This window comes from Streptomyces sp. NPDC001700, from assembly GCF_053596435.1.
In genome coordinates this window covers 151,743-176,697 of sequence record NZ_JBSFGE010000010.1, presented here as the reverse complement: position 1 = coordinate 176,697, position 24,955 = coordinate 151,743, and the positions used below count along the sequence as shown (strand labels likewise).

The window sequence follows — 24,955 nt, the reverse complement described above, 5'->3', positions numbered from 1 at the left end:
CCTGGTTCTGGTACCGCGGACCCGGCAGGAGAGCAGGGGTGATGCGTTCTCAGGCTGTGATACGGAGCATGGCGTGATCGGCCGCGGCAGCAATGTTGGTCCAGCCTGCTTGGCGCATCAGTCCGATGGCGAGATTGCGCAGGGTTGCCATGGCACGGGGTGCGGTGCCGGTGCGTATGCGTGAGGCGTCCTCGCCATAGGTTACGTCTTCGGGGATGTGGTGCAGGGCCTCAACTGACCAGTGATTCTGGATGAGTTCGGCCCGTTGTACCGGGTCGGCCTGTTCGGGCGGCAGGCTGGTGATCGCGTAGACGGTCTTCGTCTCGGCCTTGCCAGTGGTGGGTGCGGCGGCGTTCGATCTCCGGCGCGGCTTCTGGGAGGAACGCGGCTACCACAACATCGGTGGCCCCTGGAAAGAACAGCGCTACTCCCATCGTCAGCAGGAGGGCGACGAGCCGACACCGGTGACCTCCTAGCCGAACGCAGTCCGGCATACTCGTCTGAGGCGGAATACGGTCCTAAAGCAGCATTAGCCCAGGCTATTCATTCCCAAGTAGTGGTAAGGGAAGCACCATGTGGCAGACCACCGAGTTCGGCTCGTCTCATGAGGGCAAGCCCTCAGCAGTTCTGGCTGACGGCAGCGAGCCCAAGCCGGTGTACTACGACGTCGGCAGCTCCGGTTCCGTTCCGCCCCTGAGCGAATGGTGGATATACGACGGCACGCTGGGCGCGCCCAAGGCGCCGCATCTGCGCGGCTCGTGCGCGTGCGGCTGGCGTGGCGAGAGCCTGTATCCGATCGACTGGGACGAGGTGGTCGATGCCCGGCTCGACATCGAGGTCTCGGGCCCTCGCGATGACTGGAAGCGGCACGTCGAGGAGGCCCGGGGGCGGTCGGTGCCCCTGCCGGCAGCGCTGGAAATGCTTCTGACCCAGGTGGAGGAGCAGCTGTCAGACCTGGCGATGGACGCCCCGGTGGCCGCGCTGAAGGGGGTGGCGATCCTGGAGCGCATCACCAAGCTTCCGCGACACCGGAGTCCTGGACAAGATCTCCGGAATGGTCGTCGGCGAGCTGCTCGGCTGCGAACCCTCGGGCGGCCTCGGGGCGACCGAGATGGTCATGGACCTGTGCGGTGAGTACGGCTTCCCCATCGCCTTCGGCCTGCCGTTCGGTCACACCCCCTTGAAGTACACGCTGCCGATCGGCGCCGAGGCCCGGCTCGACTCCGGCGCCGAACACAGCCTGACCATCACCTCGCCATGGACCGCGACACCTCCTGGGGGCGCGCGATGACGGCCGCCAGTCCCGAGGCGCGGCGGCTGTACGGCACCTTGCTGAAGGACAACCCGGCCGAGCGGGAGCTGCTCCTGACCAAAGCCGGACTGCTCCGCGCCGTGCGCGGATGGCTGCACGAGGTCGGCTTCGTCGAGGTGGCCACCCCGGTGCTGTGCCAGGACCGTGAGAGCGCTCCGATTCCGCAGTTCTCCACCTCGCACCCCCTGAGCTTCCCCTGGAAGGACTACCGCGATCTGATCCAGACCACCCACCAGCAGCTCGGCGGCCCCATCGTGCTGGTCTGGGACAACCTCAACACCCACCTCACAGCAGGGATGCGCCGGTATATCGCCGACCGTGACTGGCTCACCGCTGTCCGCCGTGGACTACGCACCCTCCAGTACCGCCCCGACGTCCTCGACGGCTGCCTCACCGGCACGGGCCTCCAGCGCGAGCCACCATGACGACACCACGCATTCAAGGTCAGTAGGTATCCGTAAGAGCGCGGTCCCCAGCGACGCTCTAATCCTGGCCTCAGGTTGATCGGGGACAATGAGCGGAAAAACATCGACTGGAAGGGGGCGGGCCGGCGTGCGGATCATGATCGCGGATGATGACGTGGCCATCCGTGAGTCGCTGGAGCGGGTGCTCCAGGTCGAGGGTTACGACACCAGCACGGTCGCCAACGGTCTCGCCGTGCTCGACGGGGTCGGTGGGGCCAGCGGTGACACGCTGGATCTGCTGCTCCTCGACGTGATGATGCCCCGCCTCGGCGGGTTGGAGACCTGCAGGCGGTTGCGGGCCGCGGGTCGGGATCTGCCGGTGCTGATGCTGACCGCCCGTGACCAGGTCTCCGACCGGGTCACGGGGCTGGACGCGGGCGCCGACGACTACCTGCCCAAGCCGTTCGCCACCGAGGAGTTACTGGCCCGGGTGCGGGCCCTGCTGCGCCGGCGCACGCCGACCGACGAGGAGTCGCAGATCCTGTCGTTCGCCGACGTCCGGCTCGATCCCGACAGGTTCGAGGCATGGCGGGGCGGGCGGCCGCTGCACCTGACCCGGACCGAGTTCTCCCTCCTGCAGGTCCTCATGTGCAACGCGACCCGGGTCTTGACCCGCGACGCGCTGTTCGAGGCGATCTGGGGCTTCGGCATGAGCTCCACCGCCAACAACCTCCAGGTATACGTGAGCTACCTGCGCCGCAAGATGGAGGCCGAGGGTGAGCCGCGATTGATCTACACGCTGCGCGGCCTGGGATACACGTTGCGGGAGACTCCTCTGTGAGCGGGCCCGCCGGCCGGGAACCGCGCCGGCTGACCCGATGGTGGCGCCGGCGGTCCCTGCGGACCAGGCTGACGGTGATCGCGGCGACGGCCATCGCGGTCAGCGTGTTCGTGGCCTTCCAGGTGGCCAGTGAGCTACTGGGCTGGGAGCTGCGGGACACCGCCGAGAATCAGCTGCGCGCCGACTCCCGCGTCCTGGCGACGAACGCGGAGCGCGCCGGTCTGGCGCAGGTCCAGCTACCGCCGTATCCCGGATCCGGTCGGCTGGTGCGGGTCATCCTGCCCGACGGCTCGACCCGGACGCCGGCCGGCCAACCCGCGCTGCCCCCGGTCAGCGAGCACGCCGGGCGCGTGGCGCAGGGCGCGTCGGCCGACCTGATGGAGTCGAACGACAGCGACGAGGACGGCTACCTCATCTACACGCTGCGGGCGGGCGACGGCGCGGTCCAGGTGGCCCACGTCGCCGACGACAGCCCGATCAACCAGTTCGGGTTGGGCATGCTGCTGATCGGGCTGCTCTGCGTGGTCGGCGGCGCCCTTGTCGGACGGACCGTGGCGCGGACCGGGCTGGCACCGATCGACCGGCTGACCGCCGCCGCGGTACGTGTCGCGCACACCCGGGATCTCGACGCCGGCATCCCGGATGAGGGCGGTGGGGAGATCCGGCGGCTGATCCAGTCGATCAACGACATGCTCGCCGCGCTCCGGGACTCCCGGCGGGCCCAGCGGCTGCTCGCCGAGGACGCCGCCCACGAGCTCAAGACCCCGCTCACCAGCCTGCGCCTCAACGTCGAGCTGCTGATCCGGCTCGATCAGCGCGGCACCCTGGACAGCGCACTGCCGTCGGAGAGCCGGACCCGGCTGCTCAACGATCTCGGCGCCCAGGTGGCCGAGTTGAGCACCCTTGTCGCCGAGCTGACCGACCTGGCGCGCGGTGACATCAGCGACGAGAGCACCGAGCTGCTCGACCTCGCCGACGTGGTGGTGGCCGCCGCGACCCGGGCGCGTTCCCGCGTGCCCGACATCGAGGTCGCACTCGACGTGACCTCCGTGTGGGTGAGCGGGCGTCCCGCCGCGCTCGAGCGGGCGGTGCTCAACCTCATCGACAACGCCAGCAAGTGGTCCCCCGCGGACCAGCCGGTCCAGGTCCGGCTCCGTGCCGAGGGCGCGTCGGCGGTGCTCGAGGTCGACGACGCCGGGCCGGGCATCGACGCCGCCGACGTACCGCGGGTGTTCGACCGGTTCTACCGTGCCGACAGCGCCCGGGCGTTGCCGGGATCCGGTCTGGGGCTGTCGATCGTGCAGCGGGTCGTCGACGCCCACGGCGGCCGGGCCACCGTCGCCCGCTCCGCACGCGGTGGCGCGCTGCTTCGGGTCGACCTTCCGGCCGCGGCCCCGCCCGCCCCGATCGCGCGGCTCACCGCCGGGGAGGACACCGCGATGCGCTGACCCGCCCCGGCGGCGCGGCGCAGGACCAAAGGGCGGCGACCGTCGGGCCCATGAAAAATCCGGGACGGGCCTGGGGTCCTGTCCCGGATCTCGTCCGTGCCGTCGCGCTCACCGTTGCAGCGCGGGCTCCTCGTCGTCGGCGAGCGACTGTTGACCGTCCGGCAGCTCCGCCGCTGGACGGGACAGCCGGCTCGGCCACCACATCCGCCGGCCGATCAGCAAGGTGAGGGCGGGCACCAGGACCGACCGCACCAGCAGGGCGTCGAGCAGCACGCCGAAGGCCACCAGGAACCCGACCTCGATCAGCATCACCAGCGGAAGTGTGGCGAGGACCGCGAACGTGGCCGCCAGGACCAGGCCTGCCGAGGTGATGACGCCACCGGTGGCCGAGAGGGCTTTGAGCATGCCCTCTCTGGTGCCGAGACGCACGGTCTCCTCCCGGGCCCGGCTGGCCAGGAAGATGTTGTAGTCGACGCCGAGCGCCACCAGGAACAGGAATGCCAGCAGCGGCACCGAATAGTCGACACCCTTGAACCCGAGGATCGTGTCGAAGACGAACACGCTGCCGCCGAAGGCTGCGGCGAATGAGACGATCACGGTGGCCATCAGGACCAGCGGGGCCAGGATCGCGCGCAGCAGCAGCCCGAGGACGATCAGGACGACGGCGAGCACCAGCGGGATCACCAGCTTCTCGTCGCGGCTGGTGGTCACCTCGGTGTCGAGGTTCTCCGCACTCGGCCCGCCGACGATCGCCTCCGCCCCGCTCACCGCGTGCACGGCGGTGCGCACCCGCTTGATCGTGTCGTACTCTGCGACGGTGTCCGGCGCATCCTTCGGGAACACGGAGATGTTGGCCCAGCCACCGCTGGTCTGCTCCGGGATGGCCAGGGCCACACCGCGGGTGTCCTTGACGATGTCGAGCACCCGCTCTTGGTGCGCCGGCCGCGTGAAGATCGTCATCGGCTGGCCGCCGAGCTCCGGGAAGTGCTGGCGGAGAACGGTGAAGCCGGTGACCGACTCCGGCGCGGACAGGAACTGGTCCTGCTCCCGCAGGGCGCCGGTGTTGCCCGCCAGCCCGAGGGCGAGCACGCCGAGGACTCCGAGCGAGCCGAGCGTCGCCACCCACCGGCGGCGGCTGATGGCGGTGCCGAGCCGTCCCCACAGCCCCGGCTTCTCCTCCACGGCCGTGCTGAACCGCGGAATGGCCGGCCAGAAGATCCGCCTGCCGAGCACCACGAGCACCGCCGGGAACAGCGTCAGCATGGCCACCAGCGCGCACAGGATGCCGGCCGCACCGATCGGGCCCAACCCGCTGGTGCTGTTCAGGTCCGCGACGAGCAGGCAGAGCAGGCCGGCGACCACGGTGGCCGCGGACGCGACGATGGCCGGCGCCGCGCCACGGAGCGCGTGGACCATCGCGACCCGGACGTTCTCATGGTGGTGCAGTGCCTCCCGATATCGAGCGATGAGCAACAGCGCGTAGTCCGTGCCGACGCCGAATACCAGGATCGTCAGCAGCGCCGAGTTCTGGTCGTTGACCACGATGCCGAAGCCCTTGACGAGCAGGTAGACGGTCCCCATCGAGGTCAGTGCGGCCGCGCCAACGGCCACCAGCGGGATGATCCACAACACCGGGCTGCGGTAGGTGAGGATGAGCAGGAGCGTGACAACGACGATGGTGGTGAGGAGGACCTGCACGTCGATGCCGTCGAAGACGGCGTCCATGTCGCCGTCGATCGCGCCCGGGCCGGTCACGTCGAGTTCCAGGCCGGAGGGGCGGTCCTTCGCGGCGTCACGCAACGGGCCGACGATGTCCTCCGGTGCGCCGTAGGCCGTGCTCACCTCAAGGGTGAACATCATCGCCTCGCGGTCGGTGGAGGGGCTCGTCGGTGAGCCCTCGTCGTCCTCGCCGGCCGCCGCCGTCGCCTTCGGCGGGTACCGCTTGGCAAGGGTGTTGTAGTGGCGCTCGACCGTCGCTCGGTCGGCGTCGGTCATGCCGCCGGCGCGGTGGTACACGAAGACGAACGTGTTGTTCTCACCGCCGGGGAGACTGTCGTCCAGCACCGCCACCTTGGTGGACTCGGCACTGGCCGGCAGGGTGTCTACGGCGCTGTCGGTGGTGACCGAGCTCAACTTTCCGCTCAGCGGCACCATGCCCGCCGCCAGCACCAGCCATAAGCCAATCACTAACCACGGCACCCACCGGCCTGCCAACCGACCGGCCGGCGCTTCCCCGGACGGCGCTGCGTTGACTGCCATCACTAGCCTCCTACATACGGGTTGCATCGCTTGTCTGGATGCCTACTTCGTACCGAGCGAACCTGAGACGACTGTTAATGCGGTGCTCAGGCCGGTTGGCCGCACCATGTGCCCGGCGCACGCACCAGCGTGGTGGCGTCGAGGTCCTGCCCGGTGGGCAAGGCCCAGGCGACACAGCCGTCGGGCCGGATGAGCAACGCGTCGACGTCCACCCGGTCCGTGCGGGCGGTGACGGTGTTGACCCGTCCGGTCCACGCGGCCGCGGCGTCGCGGACCTCCGCGCGGTCGACGAGGTCGAACAGGAGCCCACGCCCCTCACGCAGCAGGTCCGCCGACCGAGTCACCGCGGTGACGACGTCCGGGTCGGGCCGCTCCAGCGTCAACTTCATGTCCGGGCACAGGGTGCCGACGAGCCGGTGGTCGTCGCCCAGGTCGTACCGGACGTCCATGCCGGCGAGCATGTCGGTGACGTACCGGTGGGCGTCGTCGAGGTCCAACAGGTCGGAGAACATCTCCCACAGCGCCCTCGTCCGCGGGTCGGGTCGCATCAGGGCGATCTGGGCCCGGGTGTTCTGCAGCAGGCGCGCCGCGACCGGATGCCGTTCGGTGGTGTACGTGTCGAGGATGTCCTCGCCGACCCAGCCGCGTACCACGGCCGCGAGCTTCCAGCCGAGGTTCGCCGCGTCGACGATACCGACGTTGAGGCCCTGGCCGCCGACCGGCGCGTACACGTGGGCCGCGTCCCCGGCCAGCAGGACCCGGCCGGTCCGGTACGTGGTCGCCTGCCGCGCGGTGTCGATCCAGCGGGTCCCGGACGACATCGTGGTGATCGTGAATCGGTGCCGCTCACCCGCCGGATGCTGTCCTCCAGCTCCTCGACGGTGAGCGGCTCGACCTGCCGCGGCGGGCCGTCGAACTCCACTGTGGACAGTCGACTCACCCCGAGCCCGGGGTTGAGGAAGATGCCGCCCACGAGGGCCGACATCGGCTTGGCGCCTGATCTGACATGGATGTTCCTCAACCCCCGGCTCTGATCGAACCGCTGCTGCCCACGCCCGGCCTGTGAGACCCCGCCGAGGCGGTGATGCGGAGCGTGGCCGTCTCGAAGAACCGCCCGGATCCTGACGCTGCGGTCCAGTTACCGGCTGCTCAGACGGGATCAGCGGGTCATGCCGAGGGTGGCGATCAGGTCTTCGTGCAGTTCGAACCAGACCCGGTGGCAGGAGTCGCGGTCGGTACCGGTGATCCAGGCAGGTTCGACGCGCGCCTTGGTCAGGGCTTCAGTGAAACGCTGGTGGTAGCCGGAAAACCGGTCGAGGTGGGCAGTCAGGCGGCCTTCGAGCCCGGCCAGGGCGGTGGCGGGGCCTTCGAGCGCCGCAAGCGTCTGGGCGAGGGTCACGGTCTGCGCGTTGATGCCCATCTCGGCCAGCTGCCAGGCGGTGCAGGTCGCGGCCATGGCGTCGTTGGGCGGCAGGAAGTCCTGGTGGACCTGCTCGACCGCTGCACGGGCGCCGGTTCCCTCGAGCTCAGCAGCCAGCAGTCGCTCCCCATGTGCTTTGCCGGACTCGGTCAGCGACCAGCCGCCGTCGCCGGCGAAGGAAGAGTAGGTGATCCAGTCCTGGGCCTGGGCGTCCAGCAGGTGCGCACGCGCTTCGTCCTCATGGACGTTCAGGCGAGCGGCGGCCCGTGCTGTGTCGGCATAGCCCATGGTCCGAACGGCGTGCAGGACTAGGAGGCCGATCGGGGAAGCCTGGCTCATCTACGCTCCGTGGTGTGCTCTGGGTGTCGGCTCCGTCCAGTGGCGACGGTGCCGCGGGTGCCGTCCACGACGACGCACAGTCCGTCAGCCAGCACAGATGTCGCGTCGTTGGTGGCCGTGACTGCCGGGATGCCGAACTCGCGGGCCACGATCGCGGCGTGGGCGAGAACCCCGCCGACCTCGGTGACGACCGCGGCGGCGCGGGCCAGCAGCGGGGTCCAGGCGGGTGAGGTCGTGCGACAGACCAGCACGTCACCGGAGCGGAAGCGGGTGAAGTCGTCCAGTCCGTCGATCACCCGTACCCGCCCGGTCGCGTTGCCGGGGCTGGCTGGAGTGCCGGTGACCAACACCTTGCCTGCACTGCGGGCTGTGTGTCCGCCCGGCTCGGTGGTCGTGGTGATGGGGCGCGCTTGCAGCACCCATACCGTGCCGTCGGCGATGGCCCACTCGACGTCTTGCGGGCATCCGAACACGGCCTCGACCCGGCGGCCGGTCTCGGCCAGCGTGAGTACCTGCGCCGTGGTCAGGACCGGTTCCACGACGGTGTCCGGGGCGGTGACCGCGTCTCCGTCGAGGGTCCACCTCTGCGGGGTGAGGCTCCCGTTGACGACCTTGTCGCCCAGCCCGCGATCCGCCTCGATAACCATCTGGTCGGCGCCGGTGACGGGCTGGCGCGTGAACAACACCCCGGCCACTTGGGCTTGGACCAGCCTCTGCACGATCACCGACACCGCTGGTCGGGGTGACCGACGTGTCCGGGCGACGTACGCGGCGGCCCGTGGCCCGGTGCCTGACGTGGCGGTGCGCCGCACCGCCTGAGCCACCTGCGCCGGAGTGGTCGCGCCGAGGGTGGTGTGCAGCTGACCGGCGAATGAGGCCTGGCTGCCGTCCTCGCCCACGGCGGAGGAGCGTACCGCGAACGGTCCAGAACCCAGGCTCCGCAGCGCGGACTCGAGTTCGTGGACCCAGGTGTCGTCACCCACGTCCTCGATCACGAACCCGGCTGGCACGCTGAAGCCCTCACGCAGCAGCCGGGCGAGGTTGGCGGCCTTGGCCCCGCACCGCTCGTCGGCCTGGTTCAGCGGGATCAGCACGGCTCAGTACGCGTCTCGGGAGCGCTGGTCCGGGTGAGCACTCGATTCTGGCGCTGTTGAGCGGCCTGTGCCGAGGCCAGACCGAGAGCATCGGCGATCTGTGGCCACGTCATCCCCGCCCCGCGCGCGGCGAACAGCAAGGCGGACTCGGCCTGGTCGAGCTCTGCACGAGCCGAGGCCAGCAGCCGCAGCCCCGCGTGCATGACCGCGGGATCAGTCATCTTCGCGTCCCGTGCGGTCCACGCGGCGAACCGCACCAAGTCAGCGTCCGAGGCTGGCTGTCCGGATCGCTGCCATGGCCGCAGCTCAAGACCGGCAGCGCCGGCCTCGTTGACCACAGCGCGGACACGGTCGAGTTCGGCAGCACGGTCATGATCGTTGAAAGGGAGGGGCACTACCCCACCTCAGCGCATCAACACTCTGTTGTCAACATGATGTTGACCCTGACAGGTGCACGCTCGTTGAAGCTCGCATCTGGGAGGCGGCGAAGCCTGCGACGGCCGGACCCTGTGGTCGCCCGCGTGCTCGACTACCACGACGACACCACCACCCAACTCGCCGCCGAAACTGGCGGAACCTGGCAGCGCTACGCCCCAGACGACCACTCACGGTAAGCACACGCCGTCACCAAGTGGTAAATGATCGAATCCCGATTACGCGAGGTCGCCAGTTTCACACCCCCGCTAGCGCAAATCTCCGGCACCGCCAAATCCCGCTTCCTCGCAGATCCTCGTCGCCTCTTACGGCCCCGACCTAGCGAGGCGCAGCTCTCGTGGCGGAAGCTCCGCACATCACCATCGGCCACCACCCCCATGCCGGTTTCGTGGCAGCCCCCTCCCACGATCACCACGTCACCGACCACCTGCTGGCCTGCCAGGTCCGGGGGTTGAGAGTTTTGGCGCGCGGTTCGGGCAGTGCAGGTGCGGGCGGAGGTTCCGGAACCCGCGGCGGACTCGGGCCGGGGTGAGTCGGCCGGGCTCGGCAGGCTTCTCCCACGGCCGCCGCAAGTCGGCGGCGGCCTCGCGCAGAAGGCGGATCTGGGTGTGGGTTGCGATGATCAGCCAGGTCCAGCGCTCGCCGGCCTTGGGGGTTCGCAGCTTCGGGCGGGTCCACCCGAGGGTCGACGGCCAGGACCAAGCGCCCGTCGGCGGCCCGCGGCATCGGCAGACCGGCCAGCACCTGCCGCAAGCGGGGTACGTCCACGTTGCCACGGCTCGGCGCCTCGCACATCGCACCGTACCCACGCCGGTGCTCGGCCACCGGCGACGTCACCGGGCCGTCCGCGCACAGCAATGCGTCCACGAGCTCGAACAGCTCGTCCCCGCGCACAGTCAGGCAGCAGACTCACCTTCACGGCCTTCGTCTCGATCGGTGGCGTCGCGCGAATGCCTAGCTGGGCTACCCAGTTCGATACGCCGTTCGAAGTCAGTCAGGCAGCGCCACGGTGAGATCCACCTCGACGAGCTGTCCCTGAAAGCCCAGCTGGGCGACGCCCAAGAGCGTGCTTGCGGTGGTGAACGCCGGACCCAGGGCAGACTCGGTGAGCCGACGCCATGCGGCTCCGAGAATGTCCCTCTGGTCGCTCCGCACGTAGATCACTGACCGCACCACGTGTTGCGGCTGGGCACCCGCCGCTGCCAGGGCGGTGAGCGCGTTCGCGGCCACCTGGTCGACCTGCGTCTCGAGGGAACCGGCACCGACGAGGTCACCGTTCCGATCAAGCGGGCACTGTCCCGCCAGGTAGGCCGTACGCCCTGCCTCTACCACCGTGATGTGGTGATAGCCGGGCGTCTCATGCAGCTGCTCGGGGTTGATGCGGGTCACCTTCTCAGTCATGTCCGCGAGTCTGCCTAGCGCGGTGCCAGCACGCACCGCAATTTCCCCACCGGCAAGCACTCCGCAGTAACCTGAGGTCGGCCTGGACCCCGAGCCGGTGGGCGAACCAGTCTCCGATAGCGGAGTCGAGGGACAGGGTGGTCGTGGTCGCGTCGGCGTCACCGGTGAGGGTCATCGTCCGTTCGGCGACGATGTGGGCGGTGCTCTCGCCGATCTGGGCCGTGTAGGCGCCGGGGGCGACCGTCCAGCGGCCCGCTTCGATGTCGTAGCGGGCGAACGCGCGGCGCTCCAGCGGGAGTTCGATGGTGACGGCCTCCCCTGGCCGCAGGGCGACCTTGGTGAAGGCGCGCAGTTGTCCAGCGCCGACCAGTGGAGGTGTCCGCGCACGCTGCGTGGGGGACGGTGATCGGTGCCGGGGCCCGACGTGTCCGTCGGCAAGGCCGCGCTCAGCCACCACTTCTCGGTCCTGCGCGGCGCCGGTCTGGTCGAACAGCGCGACCAGAGGCCCAGGCGCGACACGCCGCGCAGTGGCCGGCCCTTCGGCCGAACACCGAGCCGGCGGTCAGCCCCGAACCGCCCGGATAGTTGACGTAGAAGAGTCCGCCGACGAGCTCACCCGCCGTGTGCAGTCCCGGGACGGGCAGACCGCGGTTGTCGAGGACGCGCGCGTCGGCGTCGATGCGCAGGCCACCGGAGGTGAAGGTGATGCCACAGGTGACCGGCTAAGCGGTATAGGGAGACGTGTCGAGGGGCTGGGCCCAGTTGGACTTGGGAGGTGTGATTCCCTCGGTGCGGCTACCGTCCTTGACCGTCGGATCGAACGGGCTACCGGTGAGAGCGGCGCTCAACTCCCCTACGGTGACGGCGAGTTGATCCTCGTCGATGCCCAGTTCCCGGGCCAGCCCGCGCACACTGCCGGAGCATCGAAGATCTGGACGGCGGTGCCCCCGGGCTGCCGGAGCGACGGCGTGGCAGCCGCTCCAGTGGCCGTACGGCTGGCGCCGGCGTCGAGGGGCATGCGGATGCCATCGCCCGTGTTGTACGGGGTTCCGCGGATCAGGGCCAGGTCACGTCTCCGCCGGCGAGCACCACACCTTGGACGGCGCCGTCGGATGCGGTGGCCAGGCGGGTGACGGGGGCGTCGAAGCGTACGTGCACCCCATTGCGTTCGGCGGCCGCCAGATGCTGCTCGATCATCCTCTTACCGCCACCGACGACGCCGACCGCCAGACCGCCAGACCGCCCCAGAAGCGGTAGCGGTCATCGACCTCGTACGCCTGCCGGTGGTACATCAGCTCGAATCGCAGGCCCAAGTCGCGCAGCCAGTCCATCGTCGCGTGGGACTCGCCGACCAGGATCCGCGCGCGGCCGGAGTCGGTGCGCCCACGCGTCACCCTGGCCAGGTCGTCGAGGAAATCGTCGTCGGTGTACGGGGCGAAGGGGCCGGTCCGGAGCACGGGCTCCGGACCGGCTATGTGTGGGGTACGTCAGCCGGCGGCGGGCACGGGGTCACGGTCCGTTCCGGCCGTTGCCTTCGGGTCGGCGCCCAGAGGCTTCTCGCCAGGGGTGGGCTCGGCCTCGGGAGCGGAGGTGTACGGGATTTCGCCGCGGAGGACGGCCTTGGCGCGGTCCTCGTCGAGCTGTCCCTCCCATTTGGCCACCGCCAGGGTGGCGACGCCGTTGCCGACCAGGCTGGTCAGGGCGCGGGCCTCGGACATGAAGCGGTCGATACCGAAGATGAGCGCCAAGGCGGCGACGGGTACGTGCGGAACGGCGCTGAGCGTGGCGGCCAGGGCGATGAAGCCGGAGCCGGTGACCCCGGCGGCGCCCTTGGAGGTGAGGAGCATGACGGCGAGCATCGTCAGCTGCTGGGGGAGGCTGAGGTCGATGCCGAGTGCCTGGGCGAGGAAGACCGAGCCCATGGTCAGGTAGATCGCGGTGCCGTCGAGGTTGAAGGAGTACCCGGCGGGCAGCGTGATGCCGACGACGGGCTTGGAGGCACCCACGTGCTGCAGCTTACCCATCATGCGGGGCAGCACCGGCTCGGTGGACGAGGTGCCCAGGACGATCAGCAGCTCTTCCTTGATGTAGCGCAGGAAGGGGATCAGGCGCAGGCCGTTGATGCGCATGACCGTGCCCAGCACGACCAGGACGAAGAACAGGGCGGTGAGCCAGAAGGAGCCGACCAGCAGGAAGAGGTGGCGCAGGGTGTCCAGGCCGTAGTTGCCGATGGTGAAGGCCATGGAGCCGAAGGCACCGGCCGGGGCCAGCCGCATGATCCAGCGGATGAGTGTGAACAGGACCTTGGACATTTTCTCGATGCCCTGGGCGATCCCCAGACCCGCCTCGCCACTGGCGTGCAGGCCGAAGCCGAACAGCACCGAGATCACCAGCACCGGCAGGATCTCGTGGCCGGTCAGCGCGCTGAGCAGGGTGTCCGGAATCATGGCGAGGGCGAAGGCGGCGAAGCTCTCGTGGCTCGCGGTCGCCTCCGGCGGCAGGCCCTCGGTGGAGAGGGTGGAGGTGTCGACGTGCAGTCCGCTGCCGGGCTGGACGACGTTGACGACGACCAGACCGATCACCATGGCAATGGTGGTCAGCACCTCGAAGTAGAGAAGCGCTTTGAGGCTGACCCGGCCGACGGCGCGCGCGTTGCCCATGGAAGCGATGCCATGGACGACGGTACAGAAGATGATCGGCGCGATCATCATGCGCACCAGCGCGATGAAGCCGTCCCCCAGGGGCTTGAGATCGGCTCCGAAGGACGGCCACAGCCAGCCGACGGCAGCCCCGGCGAGGACGCCGATCAGGCATTGGACGTAGAGCAGGGACAGCAGCCGGCGGATGCGGCGCGGTGGAGCGGTGACGGTTCCCGGGGCGGCATCGTTGCGGCTCATGCGGGGCGTCCTTCCAGGACGGGAACGAGAAGTTCGGCTCGGGCGATGCGTCGGGCGGCGCGGTGCAGCAGCACCGTGGGGGACGCGCCATCCGGCGCGGGGACGGTTTGGGCGGTGATGACGCCTGCCGGGGTGCCCAGGCGCAGCGTGCCGTCGGCGGTCTGCCGGGCGGTGCGGTGGGCGAGGGTGCCGGGGATGGCGGCTGCCGTGGCCAGGGCGACGGCCGAGGTGAGGCCGATCGCGGGGTGGGGTGCGTGCATGGAGACCATGCGTACGGCCAGGTCGTACTCGTCCTGTCCGACCAGGGTGCCATGGGTGGTGCGGTACGGGTCAGATCGGGCGACGACGCCGACCTTCGGCACGGCGTGACTGACGGGATCGCCCTGGTCGGCCAGGCCCATGGCCAGGGCGGCCTCGCGGCGCAGCACGGTGAGCGCGGGCACCACCGCCGCGAACTCGGTGAGGGACTCGGTGCCGTCGAGGCCGAACGCCTTGGCCTCGAACAGCGCGGCCGGGGCGCCCGCGTCGACCAGGGACACCTCGATGGGACCGGCGGGCCCGGTCAGGGTGTCCAGGGCGCGTCCGGTCGGCAGGGCGCGGCCCGTGCTCGTACCGGCGGGGTCCTCGAAGCCGAGCAGGACCGGCACACCGAGCGCCGCGGTGCCCGGCACCGCGGCCGCACCCTCGTCGGGGGCCGTGCTGCCCGGGGTGGGGATGGTGCCGGTGAGACGGGCCCGGGTGTTGATGTTGAGCATCCGCACCGTGGTGGAGTCCGATGTGATCGGCACCAGGCCGTTATGGACGGCGTACAGGGCGACGGCGGTGGCGCAGTTGCCGCAGTTGCTGGTCCACTCCACGCGCTCGTCACCGATGCCGACCTGCGCGAAGGCGTACTCGACGTCGATGCCCGGCTCGGCCGACGGCTGGACGATCGCGGCCTTGGAGGTGGTGGAGGAGGCGCCGCCGACGCCGTCGATCTGGCGGGGGTCGGCGGCGTTGTAGGCGGCGAGCAGCACGGTGTCGGCGTCCACACCGGTCGCCACCACATCGCGACGGTCAAAGATCCAGCACTTGCTGGTTCCTCCGCGGATCATCTCGCCCTGCAGACGCAACACAACAGACTCCTCATGGCCACCCCGACGGCACCTCCGTGCGTGGTGTGATCCACGGTGAGCGCGAAAAGCGTGAAGTACAATCTCGGAAATCTGCACGGGTATTAAGTTGAAATTAACGCTGGAGGTGGCGCGATGCTCGACGTACGACGCATCCTGCTCTTCACCGAGGTCGCCCGCCGCGGCTCGGTCACCGCCACCGCGCGGGCGCTCAACTACACACCCTCAGCGGTGTCCCAGCAGGTCAGCCGACTGGAGACCGAGGCCGGACAACCGCTGCTGGAGCGCCACGCGCGGGGCGTCACGCTCACCGACGCGGGACGCGCCCTGGCAATACGCGGGGAGCGGATCGAGCGGGAGCTGACAGCCGCGGAGAACGAACTCGCCGACTTCGCGGGGCTGCGCGCGGGCACCCTCCGCATCGGCACCTTCCCCACCGTCGGCGCCTCCCTCCTCCCCCGGGCCGTGATCGCCTTCCGGGAAACACACCCCGACGTACGGCTGACCGTGCGCAGCGCCCGCATCGCGGGCCTGTGGGCGATGCTGGAGAACCGGGAAATCGAGATGTCCCTGATGTGGGACTACGACTGGAACCGCATCGACCGCGAGGACATCGTCGTCACCTCACTCGCCGACGACCCCCCGGCCCTCCTCGTCAGCAAGGACCACCCCCTCGCCGACCGCCCCCTGGCCGCCCTCGCCGACTTCGCGAACGACCCCTGGATCACCCGCGCCGAGAACCACCCGGTGGCCGAGGCCCTCGCCCGCAGTTGCCACACAGCCGGTTTCGAACCGCAGATCGCCTACGAGGCCCACGACTACCAGGAGGCCCAGGCCATGGTCGCCGCCGGCATCGGCGTGGCCCTCGCCCCCACCCTGGCCCTGGAAGGCATCCGAGACGGCGTCAGCGTCCTGCCGCTGCAACCCCCCGCCCCGGTGCGCCGCATCCTCCTCGTCCGCATGAGCGACCACGCCCTCACCCCCGCCGCCCAGGCCTTCGCGGGCTTCCTGCGCGACAGCGCCGCGGCCAACACACCGTCATGACCGATGCACGATTTGGCGGCACCGCAGCGGACCACCTGCACATGGCCCTCGCCGACTTCCTGCTGCTTCACTCGTCGCTATCAATTTGCGCTGTAGCGGCACACTCAATGCGCTGCCTCCTTCCCTGACGAGATCGAGAGAACAGTGCAACGCCCCAGCTCAACAGCACAAGGCCCGGGCAAGTTTGTCGGTCGGGGGAACGGGACGCCATTGTTGGGAACGGGCTCGCGTCTCGCTTGGTCGTCAATCTCTTGAGAAAGAACGGCGCTGGCGAGCGTGAGCCCGATCACCTGCTGGCGGAGCCCCTCGATCTCGACCCGCTGATTGGTGACAGTCTTCTTGAGCTTGGTGATGGTGTCCCGGAGTCTCCTCTCGGTCTCTGGGACTTGGCGGGTCTCGGTGCGGACGCGTTCGTAGAACTCGTTCTTCAGGTCGACGTGCCGCTTGAGGAGAACCATGCGGTGGACGTTGGCCTCGGCGGCAAGGGCGACAACCGTGAGACTGCCGTTGGAGACCGTGGCCTGTCCGGCCAAAAGCCGGTCCATGGCCGTCCGGATGCGGGCGCGTTCGTCCCGGTGCTGCTGGTTCATGTCAGTGCCTCGGTGGGATGGGCGGTCGCGTCGTGGATGTCGGCCGTCTCACGGAGTCGGTTGGCGTTGACACGGAGCCGCTTGCTGACCGGGGCGGGGGCGTGAGATGCCAACTGATCAAGTTCGTTGGCCCGTTCACGGAGCAGGCGGGCATGGCTGTCGGTGCGAACGGTGTTGCCGCAGCCGGGTCGGCAGTCGTACTGCCGCGGGGCAGTTGCACCGGGGTCCGGTTCACATAGGGCGTTGTCGTGCTTGAAGGCGCAGATCAGGAACGCGGCGGGGTTGTCGTAGAGGACGACGCCGTCGCGGGCGAGGGAAGGTGCTCACCTTCTTCGCGAAAGTGCGGGGAACGATGCGGCCCTCGAAGCGGGGTGCCTCCGGGTTGGTACCTCCCAGCAAACGGTGGTCCTTCACGAACTCCCCGCTCGGCATCACCGCGCGGGGAACGTCACCGGTGTGTGTCAGGTGGTCCAGGACCTGCCCGATGCGCCACTCGCGGCTGCCTCCCACCAGATCACCGGTTCGCCAGCGCTCCAGTAGCTGTGTGTTCTCGCGGATCCGCAGCAGGGCGGAGCGAAACTGCTGCTGAGCGGCCCGCAGCACCCTCTCACGATCTTCTTCCGCATAGGACTTCTTGACCGGCCTTGACGCGGGAACACGTCGGGCCAGCTCCTCCGCGAGCGGGCCCCGGGTCAGCCGGGAGTCCAGTTTCAGCAACGGCCGGACGTGGCGCAGCAGGCTTCTTCCAGAGTTGGTGCCTATGTGCTGCGCGCGCCAGCGCTTGAGCTGTGCGGTGGTCAGGTCCCCCAGATCGTCGGGCGGCTCCTCCAGCTGCGAGAGGAAGCGGGCGAACGCATGCACCGCGACCCAGTAGCTCTTCGCCGTCACATGGCTGGTCCACCCGCTGGAGCGGAGGGCGAACAGCGCAGCCAGCGATCGCTGCATCGGCTCGGCGACCGGCAGTTCAGCGAAGCTGAACGTCCTGCCGTGACCGGCGTTGTTGGTCACCGTCACCACCAGCCCGCCGACGGCGAGCGAGGGCTCGGTGCGGTGGTCGGCCGGCGGCAGAACAGCCCTCCGTCCCCGCCCGGTCACCGGGCCGCCTCAAGGACGGCGCCAATGTCCTGAATCCCTTGCGACTCCCGGGCCAGCCTCGTAAAGACACCGTCCAGATCCTCGACCTGCTGCTCTTGGTCTTCGCCGGGCTCGGCGGCGGCCAGGATTGACTCCAACTGAAGGTGCGCAACCGGCGCGAGGTAGTGCCGCTTCGTCGTCTCCACGTCCGCGTGGCCGAGAAGGGTCTTCACCAGCCACCACGGGTCCCCGAACAGCAAGGCGAAGTCCCGCCGGTCCGCCGCGGTGAGCCCGTAGCGGGACTCCACCAGCTGGTTCAGCAGGACCAGCATGTAGAGGGCGTACGCATGCCTTGTGTCCGCAGAGGCCGTGTGCGGACACCCCCGTGTAGCGATTCACCAGGCGGGTGAGCGCGAATACTTTCGCAACGCAGTCCGTCGACCGTGTTGCATTCGGCCCTGTCGATCATGATGCAGATCACACCCTTCAGGAGACGTCATGGTGTGTGACTGCGTCCGTCCCGCGGGCCGAAGGCTTCGAGGGCGTCTGCATCGGTAGCTCGCGCGTGAAGGAAGTAGTCGGCCCATTCAGCGATTTCAGGGTAAGAGGAGTCTCGAGTGACCTGGGCGACGGCGGCCTCGATGTCGAAGTGTGTGGAGCGTAGTTCGACGCCGGGGCCCAGGAGCGCCCAGTGGGCTCCGGCCCGTCCGTAGGGCATGCCGACACTGCCGGGGTTGATCACGAGTCGGCCGTGGGCGAGGCGGACGAACGGCATGTGCGTGTGCCCGCAGACCACTGTGCGGGTATCGCTGTCGAGCCCGCTGAAGACCTCTCGCCAGCGGTCGAGGCGTGAGTCGACCAGGACGACTTCCTCATCGTCTCGAGGGGTGGCGTGGCAGAACAGCACCTTCCCCAGGCCACGCACTGGCAGAGAGAGTGATCGCGGCCACCGACTGAGAAGGTCGAGGTGTTCTTCGCGTAGTTGTTCGGCAGCCCACGGGGCGATTGGATCGGGGATCGAGTCGCGTTGACCGCGGCGGTACTCGAGGAGTTCACGGTCGGCGTTGCCGCTGATCCAGACGATGCGGTCGCCGAGACTGGTCAACAGGTCGAGGACCTGGGTGGGCTGAGGGCCGGCGGTGATGTCGCCGGTGAGCACGATGCGATCGGCGGCGCCCACCTCTGGCTCGGCGAGCACGGCCTCCAGGGCGGGCAGGACTCCGTGAATGTCGGATAGGACGGCTACTCGGTTCAGCATGGGCACCACTGTGGGATGAGGTCCGCTTGGAGGTGAGACCTTTCGCCTGACGCGTAGTTCGGGGATTGACTGCTTGCGAGAGGAGCGGGGTCCATCGGCCAGCCTGCTGACGACGCCCACCAGTGTCGTCCCACCTTCAACTGCAGGTTCCGATCACCGTGGTTCGCGGAGCGGGAAGGCGGCTCACCCGGCTTGTCCCGGCAGCGGCCTCTCGCAGGTGAACGATTTCGTCGTACTGGGCGGCGAGCCGGGCCAGGGCCTGACTACGGAAGTCTGTGAGCTCGTCGATCGTCTGGTCCGACCGGGCCAGCCGTGCCTTGAGCTTGGTGTTCTCCGCCTTGAGCCGGGCAATCTGGACCTCGCGCGGGTCGGGAATCTCGCCGACGTCTTGCAGGGCTTGCAAGCGTCGTTCGAACTCGACGCGGAGGTGAGAGTAGGGGCGAGTGCCGTAGAACGCGGTGCGGTCGACCGCGGCATCGCTGGCGAGGGTCTTGATGTCGCATTTTCCGCCGGCCGGAATTTCGCCTCGAAGGAGGCGGTCCATGGCGGCCCGGATGCGGTTCTCGTTCTCGGTGCGCTGGGCTGCGGAGATTCTCATGCGGATTCCTCGTCCATGGTGGCGCTGGCGGCGTCGATCTCGGTGACGACCCGGAGGGCTCGGTCGTAGTCGGCCTGGAGTCGGGTGCGTTCGGTCTTGCGGGTGGTGCCGAGCTGGCCCAGGAAGATCTCGGTGCGTTCGGCGTGCTCGGCCCAGACGGGTCGGTGGCCGGGGTGGTGGGTGGCCTGCGGGCATCGGGCGGAGTCACACATCCCGATCAGCGGGCGGTCCGCGGTGGGGGTGCCCGCGAGTTTGAGGCAGAGTGCCCGGGACGGGTCGGTGAACCAGCAATAGTTCGCCGGTCCGAGGTGCAGGACGTTGGCGCGTTTGGTCAGGAGGTTGAGGACGTCGCGGTCGTTGCGTTGGGTTTTCGGGGCCGTGCCCGAGGCGGCATCGAGTTGGTCGTCGACGCCGGCGAAGAACTCGGTGAGGCTGCGGGCGCCGGGACCGGCGGGCAGAACGCCGTCCTGGTAGTTTCGGAACTCCTCCAGTACCAGCTGGAGATTGTGCTCGCTCTCGTGCTTGTTGACCTCGGCCAACAGCTCGGCCTGGGCCCCGCCAGGGCGCGAGGCATAGCCCTCCGTTGTGGCCACGGCGATATGTTTCATGTGGATCTTGGTAGCCAGGACGCCGCCGGGCCGGTAGGCCATTTCCAGGGACAAAGTGCGCCGCAGCATCCGCAAGTTGACTGGACCCTCGGGGATTGGCGCCAGGCCAAATCGCTGCCCTGCCTCGGAGTTGGTCCAGTTCTTGAACCACTTGAAGCGGACGTTGAAGGAGAACCTGCCGATCAGCAGGGCTCCTTCTGTCGGCACGTCGTGCAGTTGCTCGAGGAGTTCGATCGCGCGATAGACCGGCTCGATGACGACCCACTCGTCGGCGGTGCCTCCCAGCGGCTGCCCTTTGACGATCTTGCTTGCGATCCGGTAGCGGGTCAGGCCCGGGACGGCCTCGTCGGGCGGTCGCCGGCAGCCGATGCGCAATTCCATCAGCTCACTCGCACGCATCCCTGAGATGGCGGAAGCGGTGATGATCGCGGCGGTGCGGACGATGCCGACCAGGGCGACGGCCTGGGGCCGGGACAGTGGCAGGGTCCAGGGCAGTGACGATGTTCCATCGGCTGCGGGGACCGGGTCGGCATCGCGGCCGAACGGTCTCTCGACGCCGACCTGCGCGAGGGCGTCTTCCAGCGCAGGCCGCATGGTGGGCAGCCACGGGTGGCAGAACTGGCTCAGCCCGGCCCGGCGGGCGAGGGTTCCCATGGCCACCGGGAGAAGAGGATCGTCCTCGGCCCAGCCCTGCGCGAGGCGTTTCGAGATGTAGTGGTCGTCCAGCATGGGAAGAGCTGTGCACGTTTGCGTGTACTCGGCGAGGATTTCGCTGAGCTCCCGGACCGGGACGCGGTTCTTGGGGCCGACGCGCCGGATTCCTTGGGCTCGCCGTGCCGAGTGAAGGTCGGCTTCGCGGATCTTGTGTGCCAGGTCCACGGCGTGCGGGCCCAGTGTGGACATCAAGTAGAGGGCGGCCGCGAGCATCGGCTGCATGATCTCGTCCGCGACCGGTTGGGTCTTGTTCTCGGCTCGGCCGCTGGGCATCTCGGCGACGGCGGAGGCGGTGGCGCCGCCCCAGGGTCGCAGCCCGGCGGGGACGCGGTCGGCGGTGAACAGGTCGCGGTAGTTCACCAGGTCGACGACGACCTGGGCGGCGGATCTCCTGGTCGCGTGGCTGTTCTCGCCGATCACGGCTCCGTCGTCGTCGAGCACGTAGCGACGGTGAGCCAGGTATGCCTCGCAGTCCCGGGTGGTGATCTGCTGCAGGCTGATGGTCGACCGTTCGCCCAGCCAGTTGAAGAAGCGGACGAGTTCGTCGAGACGACCGCGGCAACTGGTGACGTGGAGCGGGTTGCGGAAGGCCCGGGGCAACTGGGCAACCGTCTGGTGGCGGGGTGCGAGCATCGCCAGAACCAGTTCCTTGGCCACCAGTCGCCAACGCGAGTCCGTGATCAGGGTGAAGTCGAAGCGCCTCACCGAGGGGCTCAACTGGGTCGGCAGCCCGATGACGTGGGTGAAGTCCCAGATGTCGTCCTCGAACGCGGGTCGAGCGGCGTTGTCCGGCAGGGCCAGCCCGGCTTCATCGCAGACATCGGCGCCCGCAAAGACGGCAGAGCGTCCGTCGAAGGCCGGATCGAAAGCCGTGCTCATGCGGTCATCTCCTCGGGCCGCAGGGGAAGTTCGTCGTCCCGGTCGGTGACATGGGCTGCGGCCGCGGTGATCACGGCCGGATCGAAGCGGTCCAGGACCTGCTGGATGCGGGCGGCATAGGGGCCGAAGACCGCCATGAAGTGGGCGGCGGGCATCTGCTGCCACTGCCGGGAAAAGAACGCCTTCAGCCGCAGCAGGCTGACCGCATGCCGTGGTGCGAACACCGCCAGGGGACACAACAGGCAGACCCAGGGACGGGCCGGACAGGGCTTGCCCTTCGGACCGTGCAGTCCGGACAGCTGATCGCCGCAGGCGGCGGTGAACACATCCCTCTGTCCGCCGACGAGTTCGGCGATCACCTCATCGTCGAGGGCAAGGTCCGCCACGAGCTGCGGATAGCCCTCGGCCAGGGCGGCGGCCTCTTCCTCTGTGATCACCGTCGGCGGATGCGACCTTCGCAGCAGGTCATGCTGGGCGTCTTCGATCACGGCCTCGACCGCACGTCGCTGGGCCGGGGTTGCGGCCGTCAGATAGTGGTCGCCCTCAACGGCGGGGGTGTGGTTGGGGTCGATGGTGGCCCGGCCGCTGCCGTTCCACGTGCTCTTGTCCCGCATCGCCTCGTGCGTGGTGCGGATCCGGGACCGGTGGATCTTCAAGGGCTTTCCGTCGTCGCCGCCCAGCTGGTGGCGCTGGACCCACCGCTGGATGGCGACGCGGTCGAACTTCCTCACCCGCCGGTCACCGCCGGCCCGGCTCAGGCCCAACCACAGTCTGCGGCCCTCGTCCGGCGGAACGAAGCTCCGCAGCAGCGTGGAGTGGGCCAGCCACTGCTCCAGCAGACGCACGGCCCTGCGTGGCAGATTCAGACTCTCGGCCGCGGTGCGGCCCTTGACGTAGGAGAGCAGGATCGTGGAATCCCCGGCCCAGTCGACGTCCTGCGTGACCAGGTCCTCGATGCCGTCCGGCACGATCCCGGAGTAGATGCCGAACAACAGCCGGTAGGCGATGAGTACTTCCAGGTGCGGGAAAAGGTCCTGCGTCGCGTCGTGGAAACCGCCGCGGCGGTGGACCAAAGCGGCCGAGATGCCGACGTTGCGGCCGAACTCGGAGATGCTCACCGGCCCGACGGTGGCCAGCAGCCAGCGAAGATTCTGGGGAGTCCATCCGCCCTCGGCGGGGTGCTGTCCGTGGGCGACAGCGGTCAGGGCCTGCCGGTGGGCCGCGTACGACTTTTCGACGAGCCGTCGGCAGAGGTCGCCCAGCCGCTGCCACTCGGTCTCCGAGTAGGGAGGCAGGGCGTGGTGGTTCGGCTGAACGTTGAAGTTCCGTCCGGCCGCGAGCTCCAGCACGCCGTCCGCCAGCGAGCCGCCGGCCTGACCGAACGCCTCGACCATCGCGCGAGTGCACGCTTCCCGGCCGCCCGAGCATCCCATCAAATACTCGGCCAGCCTGCCCCGTCTGAGCTGGTCAAGGCCACCGGTGAAGCCCCGCGCGGCCAGGGCCCGCACCATGCCCCGGATCGCCTGGACGTAATGGTTGACCGTGCCCGCGGAATCCGCAGTTCCGTGCGGGTGGATCACATCCACCAGGCCGGTGGCCAACTGCCGGGCCAGCAGCGGATTCGGCAAGCCGTCCAGCGAGAACGCCGCACGGCTTCCGTCGCTGAACACGCAGGTGATTCCCAGGGGTTGGTCGATCAGCATGGTCGGCATCAGAGAGCCCCGTCCTCGATGTCGTCACCGAACTCGGCGGCGGCTTCCCGATCGGCGCCCGCGTCGTCCGTCAGCCCGGCCGCGGCGCCAGCCCCCTCGTATGCCTCCCGGAAGATGCGCGTCGTATCCAGGCGCCGGAGGTACTTTTCCGTGGTGAGGACGGTGGAATGTCCTAGAAGATCACGAAGTACCAGCAGTGGGTCGGCCTTGCTCAGGTAGAAGACCAGAGCGGCGTCGGCATCGGTGTCCCGCACGAGCTTCGCGGCCTGCCGGTAGTGCCCGGTGACCAGGTATTCCAAGGTCCTCATCGAGAAGGTGTGGCGGCATCGGTGGGGCCAGACGTGCGGGAACCGCGGCTCGAAGCGGGCCCGTATCCGGTCGGATGTGCGCTCGAAGACCGTGGCCCAGGCAGTGAACGGGCCGCCGCCGTTCTTCACCGCCAGCAGGCACGAACCGCCCTCCGGGGCGACCAGGCGACGCCTCTCGGCCGGCGTCAGCGACTCCCAGGGCCGCCGGATCCCATTGATCAGCCCTCCCCGCGCGTCCGGCTCGCTCACCATCAGCGGCTCGCCCCACCGCCATGGCGGCCGCCAGGGTGAACCTTCCGTCGTGGCGGCCCGGTCCAGCTCGACATAGTCGTGCAGCCCGGCCAGGGCCTCGTAAGACGTCCACGTGGTGCGGAACTTCTTGCCCTTGGTGATTCCGGCCGGCACCGGGAACGGGATCGGAACCGCGGTCGGCTTCGGCGGCAGGGCGGGAATCTCCCAGGGCAGCAGGTAGGTGAACTCCTGCAGCCGCATCCCGGTGGCCAGCGCGTGATCGCCGACCGCCGCGTTGCGGGTCAGCTCCCGCCCGTGGAACCCGGTGTCCTGCGAGCCGTCCGGGGCGAGCCCCTGCAGCCCGTTGCGGAACAGTTCGGTGAAGTCCGGCTCCAGGTATTTGATCGTCACGTGCGGCTTCGGGGTGCGGCGGACCGCCAGGTTCACCTTCACCTCCCGCCCGGTCCCGGCAAACAGGGCCCGCGCGGCGCGGTAGGTGAACGGCTCGGCCGTCGCGTACTCCTCCTGTATCGCCCACCGGTAGAACAACGACAGGATGCTCATGTGCTGGCCCCACGTCGTCGCCGCGAACCTGGCCTTCAACGGACCCGCCGCCCGATGCTCGGCGTACCGGCTCAACGCGGCCTTCAGCCGCACCCGCGAGTCGAACAACCCCACCCCGTGCTCGGCCAGGAACTCCATCCACTCCTTGACCACCCGCGCGTAGTTCTCCCACGAGCTCGGAGCCGGCGCCCCGCTGGACGGGAGTTCACGCAACCACCGGTTCACTACCGCCGTCGGACGCGGCGCGGCCGGGCCGTCCTCGAAGCACAGATCGTTGTCGATGAGCACGGGCATCCCGTCGGGGATCAGCGGCCGATGCTCGATGTCCCAGGACTGCCAGCCCCGGGACGAGAAGATGTTCAGGATCATGAGTGGCGACAGTAGAAACACCACACGCCTCAATGCAAAGCCCA

General features: G+C 69.1%; 24 protein-coding genes and 6 pseudogenes. 8 read left to right on the top strand and 22 right to left on the bottom strand.

What is annotated here, in order from left to right; translation table 11 throughout:
• Positions 1-362: 362 nt before the first annotated feature.
• From ACWC5C_RS20810 to ACWC5C_RS20785, 6 genes and pseudogenes are all read left to right on the top strand, one after another.
• A pseudogene (locus ACWC5C_RS20810) lies at positions 363-476 on the top strand (sulfite oxidase-like oxidoreductase); the annotation flags it as partial.
• Positions 477-573: 97 nt separating this feature from the next.
• Positions 574-1,134, top strand: coding sequence for a hypothetical protein (locus ACWC5C_RS20805; protein WP_450877382.1), 561 nt, complete (start codon positions 574-576; stop codon positions 1,132-1,134).
• Positions 1,055-1,291 (top strand): hypothetical protein, encoded by a 237-nt coding sequence (locus ACWC5C_RS20800; protein WP_450877248.1) that lies wholly within the window; start codon positions 1,055-1,057, stop codon positions 1,289-1,291. Before ACWC5C_RS20805 ends, ACWC5C_RS20800 begins: the two co-directional genes overlap by 80 nt.
• 209 nt (positions 1,292-1,500) lie before the next feature.
• Positions 1,501-1,737: pseudogene (locus ACWC5C_RS20795) on the top strand (IS630 family transposase); the annotation flags it as partial.
• Positions 1,738-1,864: 127 nt separating this feature from the next.
• Positions 1,865-2,557, top strand: a complete 693-nt coding sequence (locus ACWC5C_RS20790) for a response regulator transcription factor (RefSeq protein WP_385441194.1) — start codon at positions 1,865-1,867, stop codon at positions 2,555-2,557.
• The gene (locus ACWC5C_RS20785) at positions 2,554-4,005 is read left to right on the top strand and encodes an ATP-binding protein (RefSeq protein WP_450877246.1); all 1,452 of its coding nucleotides are present in this window, start codon (positions 2,554-2,556) and stop codon (positions 4,003-4,005) included. Before ACWC5C_RS20790 ends, ACWC5C_RS20785 begins: the two co-directional genes overlap by 4 nt.
• Before the next feature lie 108 nt (positions 4,006-4,113).
• Here ACWC5C_RS20785 and ACWC5C_RS20780 read toward each other — a convergent pair whose 3' ends face one another.
• From ACWC5C_RS20780 to ACWC5C_RS20740, 9 genes and pseudogenes are all read right to left on the bottom strand, one after another.
• Positions 4,114-6,264 carry an MMPL family transporter gene (locus ACWC5C_RS20780; protein WP_450877244.1) on the bottom strand — a complete coding sequence of 717 codons (2,151 nt, stop codon included), beginning with the start codon at positions 6,262-6,264 and terminating at the stop codon, positions 4,114-4,116.
• Between the two features lie 86 nt (positions 6,265-6,350).
• Positions 6,351-7,085: an FAD-dependent monooxygenase gene (locus ACWC5C_RS20775; RefSeq protein ID WP_450877242.1), complete on the bottom strand. Its 735-nt coding sequence runs from the start codon at positions 7,083-7,085 to the stop codon at positions 6,351-6,353.
• 338 nt (positions 7,086-7,423) lie between these two features.
• Positions 7,424-8,023 carry a transcriptional regulator gene (locus ACWC5C_RS20770; RefSeq protein WP_450877240.1) on the bottom strand — a complete coding sequence of 200 codons (600 nt, stop codon included), beginning with the start codon at positions 8,021-8,023 and terminating at the stop codon, positions 7,424-7,426.
• On the bottom strand, positions 8,020-9,117 hold the full coding sequence (locus ACWC5C_RS20765; protein ID WP_450877238.1) for a PEP/pyruvate-binding domain-containing protein: 1,098 nt from the start codon (positions 9,115-9,117) through the stop codon (positions 8,020-8,022). Before ACWC5C_RS20765 ends, ACWC5C_RS20770 begins: the two co-directional genes overlap by 4 nt.
• Positions 9,111-9,512, bottom strand: coding sequence for a hypothetical protein (locus tag ACWC5C_RS20760; RefSeq protein WP_450877236.1), 402 nt, complete (start codon positions 9,510-9,512; stop codon positions 9,111-9,113). The genes ACWC5C_RS20765 and ACWC5C_RS20760 overlap by 7 nt, the downstream gene beginning before the upstream one ends.
• A 465-nt stretch (positions 9,513-9,977) precedes the next feature.
• Positions 9,978-10,238, bottom strand: a pseudogene (locus tag ACWC5C_RS20755) (NF041680 family putative transposase); the annotation flags it as partial.
• 58 nt (positions 10,239-10,296) lie between these two features.
• Positions 10,297-10,419 (bottom strand): annotated as a pseudogene (locus ACWC5C_RS20750) (hypothetical protein); the annotation flags it as partial.
• Between the two features lie 123 nt (positions 10,420-10,542).
• A complete protein-coding gene (locus ACWC5C_RS20745; RefSeq protein ID WP_450877234.1) occupies positions 10,543-10,953 on the bottom strand; it encodes a RidA family protein in 411 nt (136 codons plus the stop codon).
• On the bottom strand, positions 10,946-11,407 hold the full coding sequence (locus tag ACWC5C_RS20740; RefSeq protein ID WP_450877232.1) for a fibronectin type III-like domain-contianing protein: 462 nt from the start codon (positions 11,405-11,407) through the stop codon (positions 10,946-10,948). The genes ACWC5C_RS20745 and ACWC5C_RS20740 overlap by 8 nt, the downstream gene beginning before the upstream one ends.
• Between ACWC5C_RS20740 and ACWC5C_RS20735 the strand changes: the two are divergent.
• Positions 11,375-11,542: pseudogene (locus ACWC5C_RS20735) on the top strand (helix-turn-helix domain-containing protein); the annotation flags it as partial. The gene ACWC5C_RS20740 and the pseudogene ACWC5C_RS20735 overlap by 33 nt on opposite strands.
• On the opposite strand, the pseudogene ACWC5C_RS20730 reads toward ACWC5C_RS20735, so the two are convergent.
• The 5 genes and pseudogenes from ACWC5C_RS20730 to ACWC5C_RS20710 form a co-directional block, all read right to left on the bottom strand.
• Positions 11,535-11,660: pseudogene (locus tag ACWC5C_RS20730) on the bottom strand (FAD-binding protein); the annotation flags it as partial. The pseudogenes ACWC5C_RS20735 and ACWC5C_RS20730 sit on opposite strands and share 8 nt — an antisense overlap.
• Before the next feature lie 349 nt (positions 11,661-12,009).
• Positions 12,010-12,150 (bottom strand): hypothetical protein, encoded by a 141-nt coding sequence (locus ACWC5C_RS20725; RefSeq protein WP_450877230.1) that lies wholly within the window; start codon positions 12,148-12,150, stop codon positions 12,010-12,012.
• Positions 12,147-12,410, bottom strand: coding sequence for a hypothetical protein (locus ACWC5C_RS20720; protein WP_450877228.1), 264 nt, complete (start codon positions 12,408-12,410; stop codon positions 12,147-12,149). Before ACWC5C_RS20720 ends, ACWC5C_RS20725 begins: the two co-directional genes overlap by 4 nt.
• A 30-nt stretch (positions 12,411-12,440) precedes the next feature.
• Complete coding sequence (gene dctA / locus ACWC5C_RS20715) at positions 12,441-13,850, bottom strand: C4-dicarboxylate transporter DctA (RefSeq protein ID WP_450877226.1); 1,410 nt, start codon at positions 13,848-13,850, stop codon at positions 12,441-12,443.
• Positions 13,847-14,965 (bottom strand): PrpF domain-containing protein, encoded by a 1,119-nt coding sequence (locus ACWC5C_RS20710; protein ID WP_450877224.1) that lies wholly within the window; start codon positions 14,963-14,965, stop codon positions 13,847-13,849. The genes dctA and ACWC5C_RS20710 overlap by 4 nt, the downstream gene beginning before the upstream one ends.
• Positions 14,966-15,097: 132 nt before the next feature.
• On the opposite strand from ACWC5C_RS20710, the gene ACWC5C_RS20705 reads away from it, so the two are divergent.
• A complete protein-coding gene (locus tag ACWC5C_RS20705; protein WP_450877222.1) occupies positions 15,098-16,006 on the top strand; it encodes a LysR family transcriptional regulator in 909 nt (302 codons plus the stop codon).
• Between the two features lie 104 nt (positions 16,007-16,110).
• Here ACWC5C_RS20705 and ACWC5C_RS20700 read toward each other — a convergent pair whose 3' ends face one another.
• From ACWC5C_RS20700 to ACWC5C_RS20665, 8 genes are all read right to left on the bottom strand, one after another.
• Positions 16,111-16,596: a hypothetical protein gene (locus tag ACWC5C_RS20700; RefSeq protein ID WP_450877220.1), complete on the bottom strand. Its 486-nt coding sequence runs from the start codon at positions 16,594-16,596 to the stop codon at positions 16,111-16,113.
• A 231-nt stretch (positions 16,597-16,827) separates the two neighbouring features.
• Positions 16,828-17,691 (bottom strand): hypothetical protein, encoded by an 864-nt coding sequence (locus tag ACWC5C_RS20695; RefSeq protein ID WP_450877218.1) that lies wholly within the window; start codon positions 17,689-17,691, stop codon positions 16,828-16,830.
• A complete protein-coding gene (locus tag ACWC5C_RS20690; RefSeq protein WP_450877216.1) occupies positions 17,688-18,002 on the bottom strand; it encodes a hypothetical protein in 315 nt (104 codons plus the stop codon). The genes ACWC5C_RS20695 and ACWC5C_RS20690 overlap by 4 nt, the downstream gene beginning before the upstream one ends.
• Positions 18,003-18,166: 164 nt before the next feature.
• Complete coding sequence (locus tag ACWC5C_RS20685; RefSeq protein WP_450877214.1) at positions 18,167-18,928, bottom strand: metallophosphoesterase family protein; 762 nt, start codon at positions 18,926-18,928, stop codon at positions 18,167-18,169.
• Between the two features lie 136 nt (positions 18,929-19,064).
• On the bottom strand, positions 19,065-19,526 hold the full coding sequence (locus ACWC5C_RS20680) for a hypothetical protein (RefSeq protein WP_450877212.1): 462 nt from the start codon (positions 19,524-19,526) through the stop codon (positions 19,065-19,067).
• The gene (locus tag ACWC5C_RS20675) at positions 19,523-21,727 is read right to left on the bottom strand and encodes a site-specific integrase (protein WP_450877210.1); all 2,205 of its coding nucleotides are present in this window, start codon (positions 21,725-21,727) and stop codon (positions 19,523-19,525) included. The genes ACWC5C_RS20680 and ACWC5C_RS20675 overlap by 4 nt, the downstream gene beginning before the upstream one ends.
• On the bottom strand, positions 21,724-23,439 hold the full coding sequence (locus ACWC5C_RS20670) for a hypothetical protein (RefSeq protein WP_450877208.1): 1,716 nt from the start codon (positions 23,437-23,439) through the stop codon (positions 21,724-21,726). The genes ACWC5C_RS20675 and ACWC5C_RS20670 overlap by 4 nt, the downstream gene beginning before the upstream one ends.
• Positions 23,439-24,911: a site-specific integrase gene (locus tag ACWC5C_RS20665; protein ID WP_450877206.1), complete on the bottom strand. Its 1,473-nt coding sequence runs from the start codon at positions 24,909-24,911 to the stop codon at positions 23,439-23,441. Before ACWC5C_RS20665 ends, ACWC5C_RS20670 begins: the two co-directional genes overlap by 1 nt.
• Between the last annotated feature and the right edge of the window lie 44 nt (positions 24,912-24,955).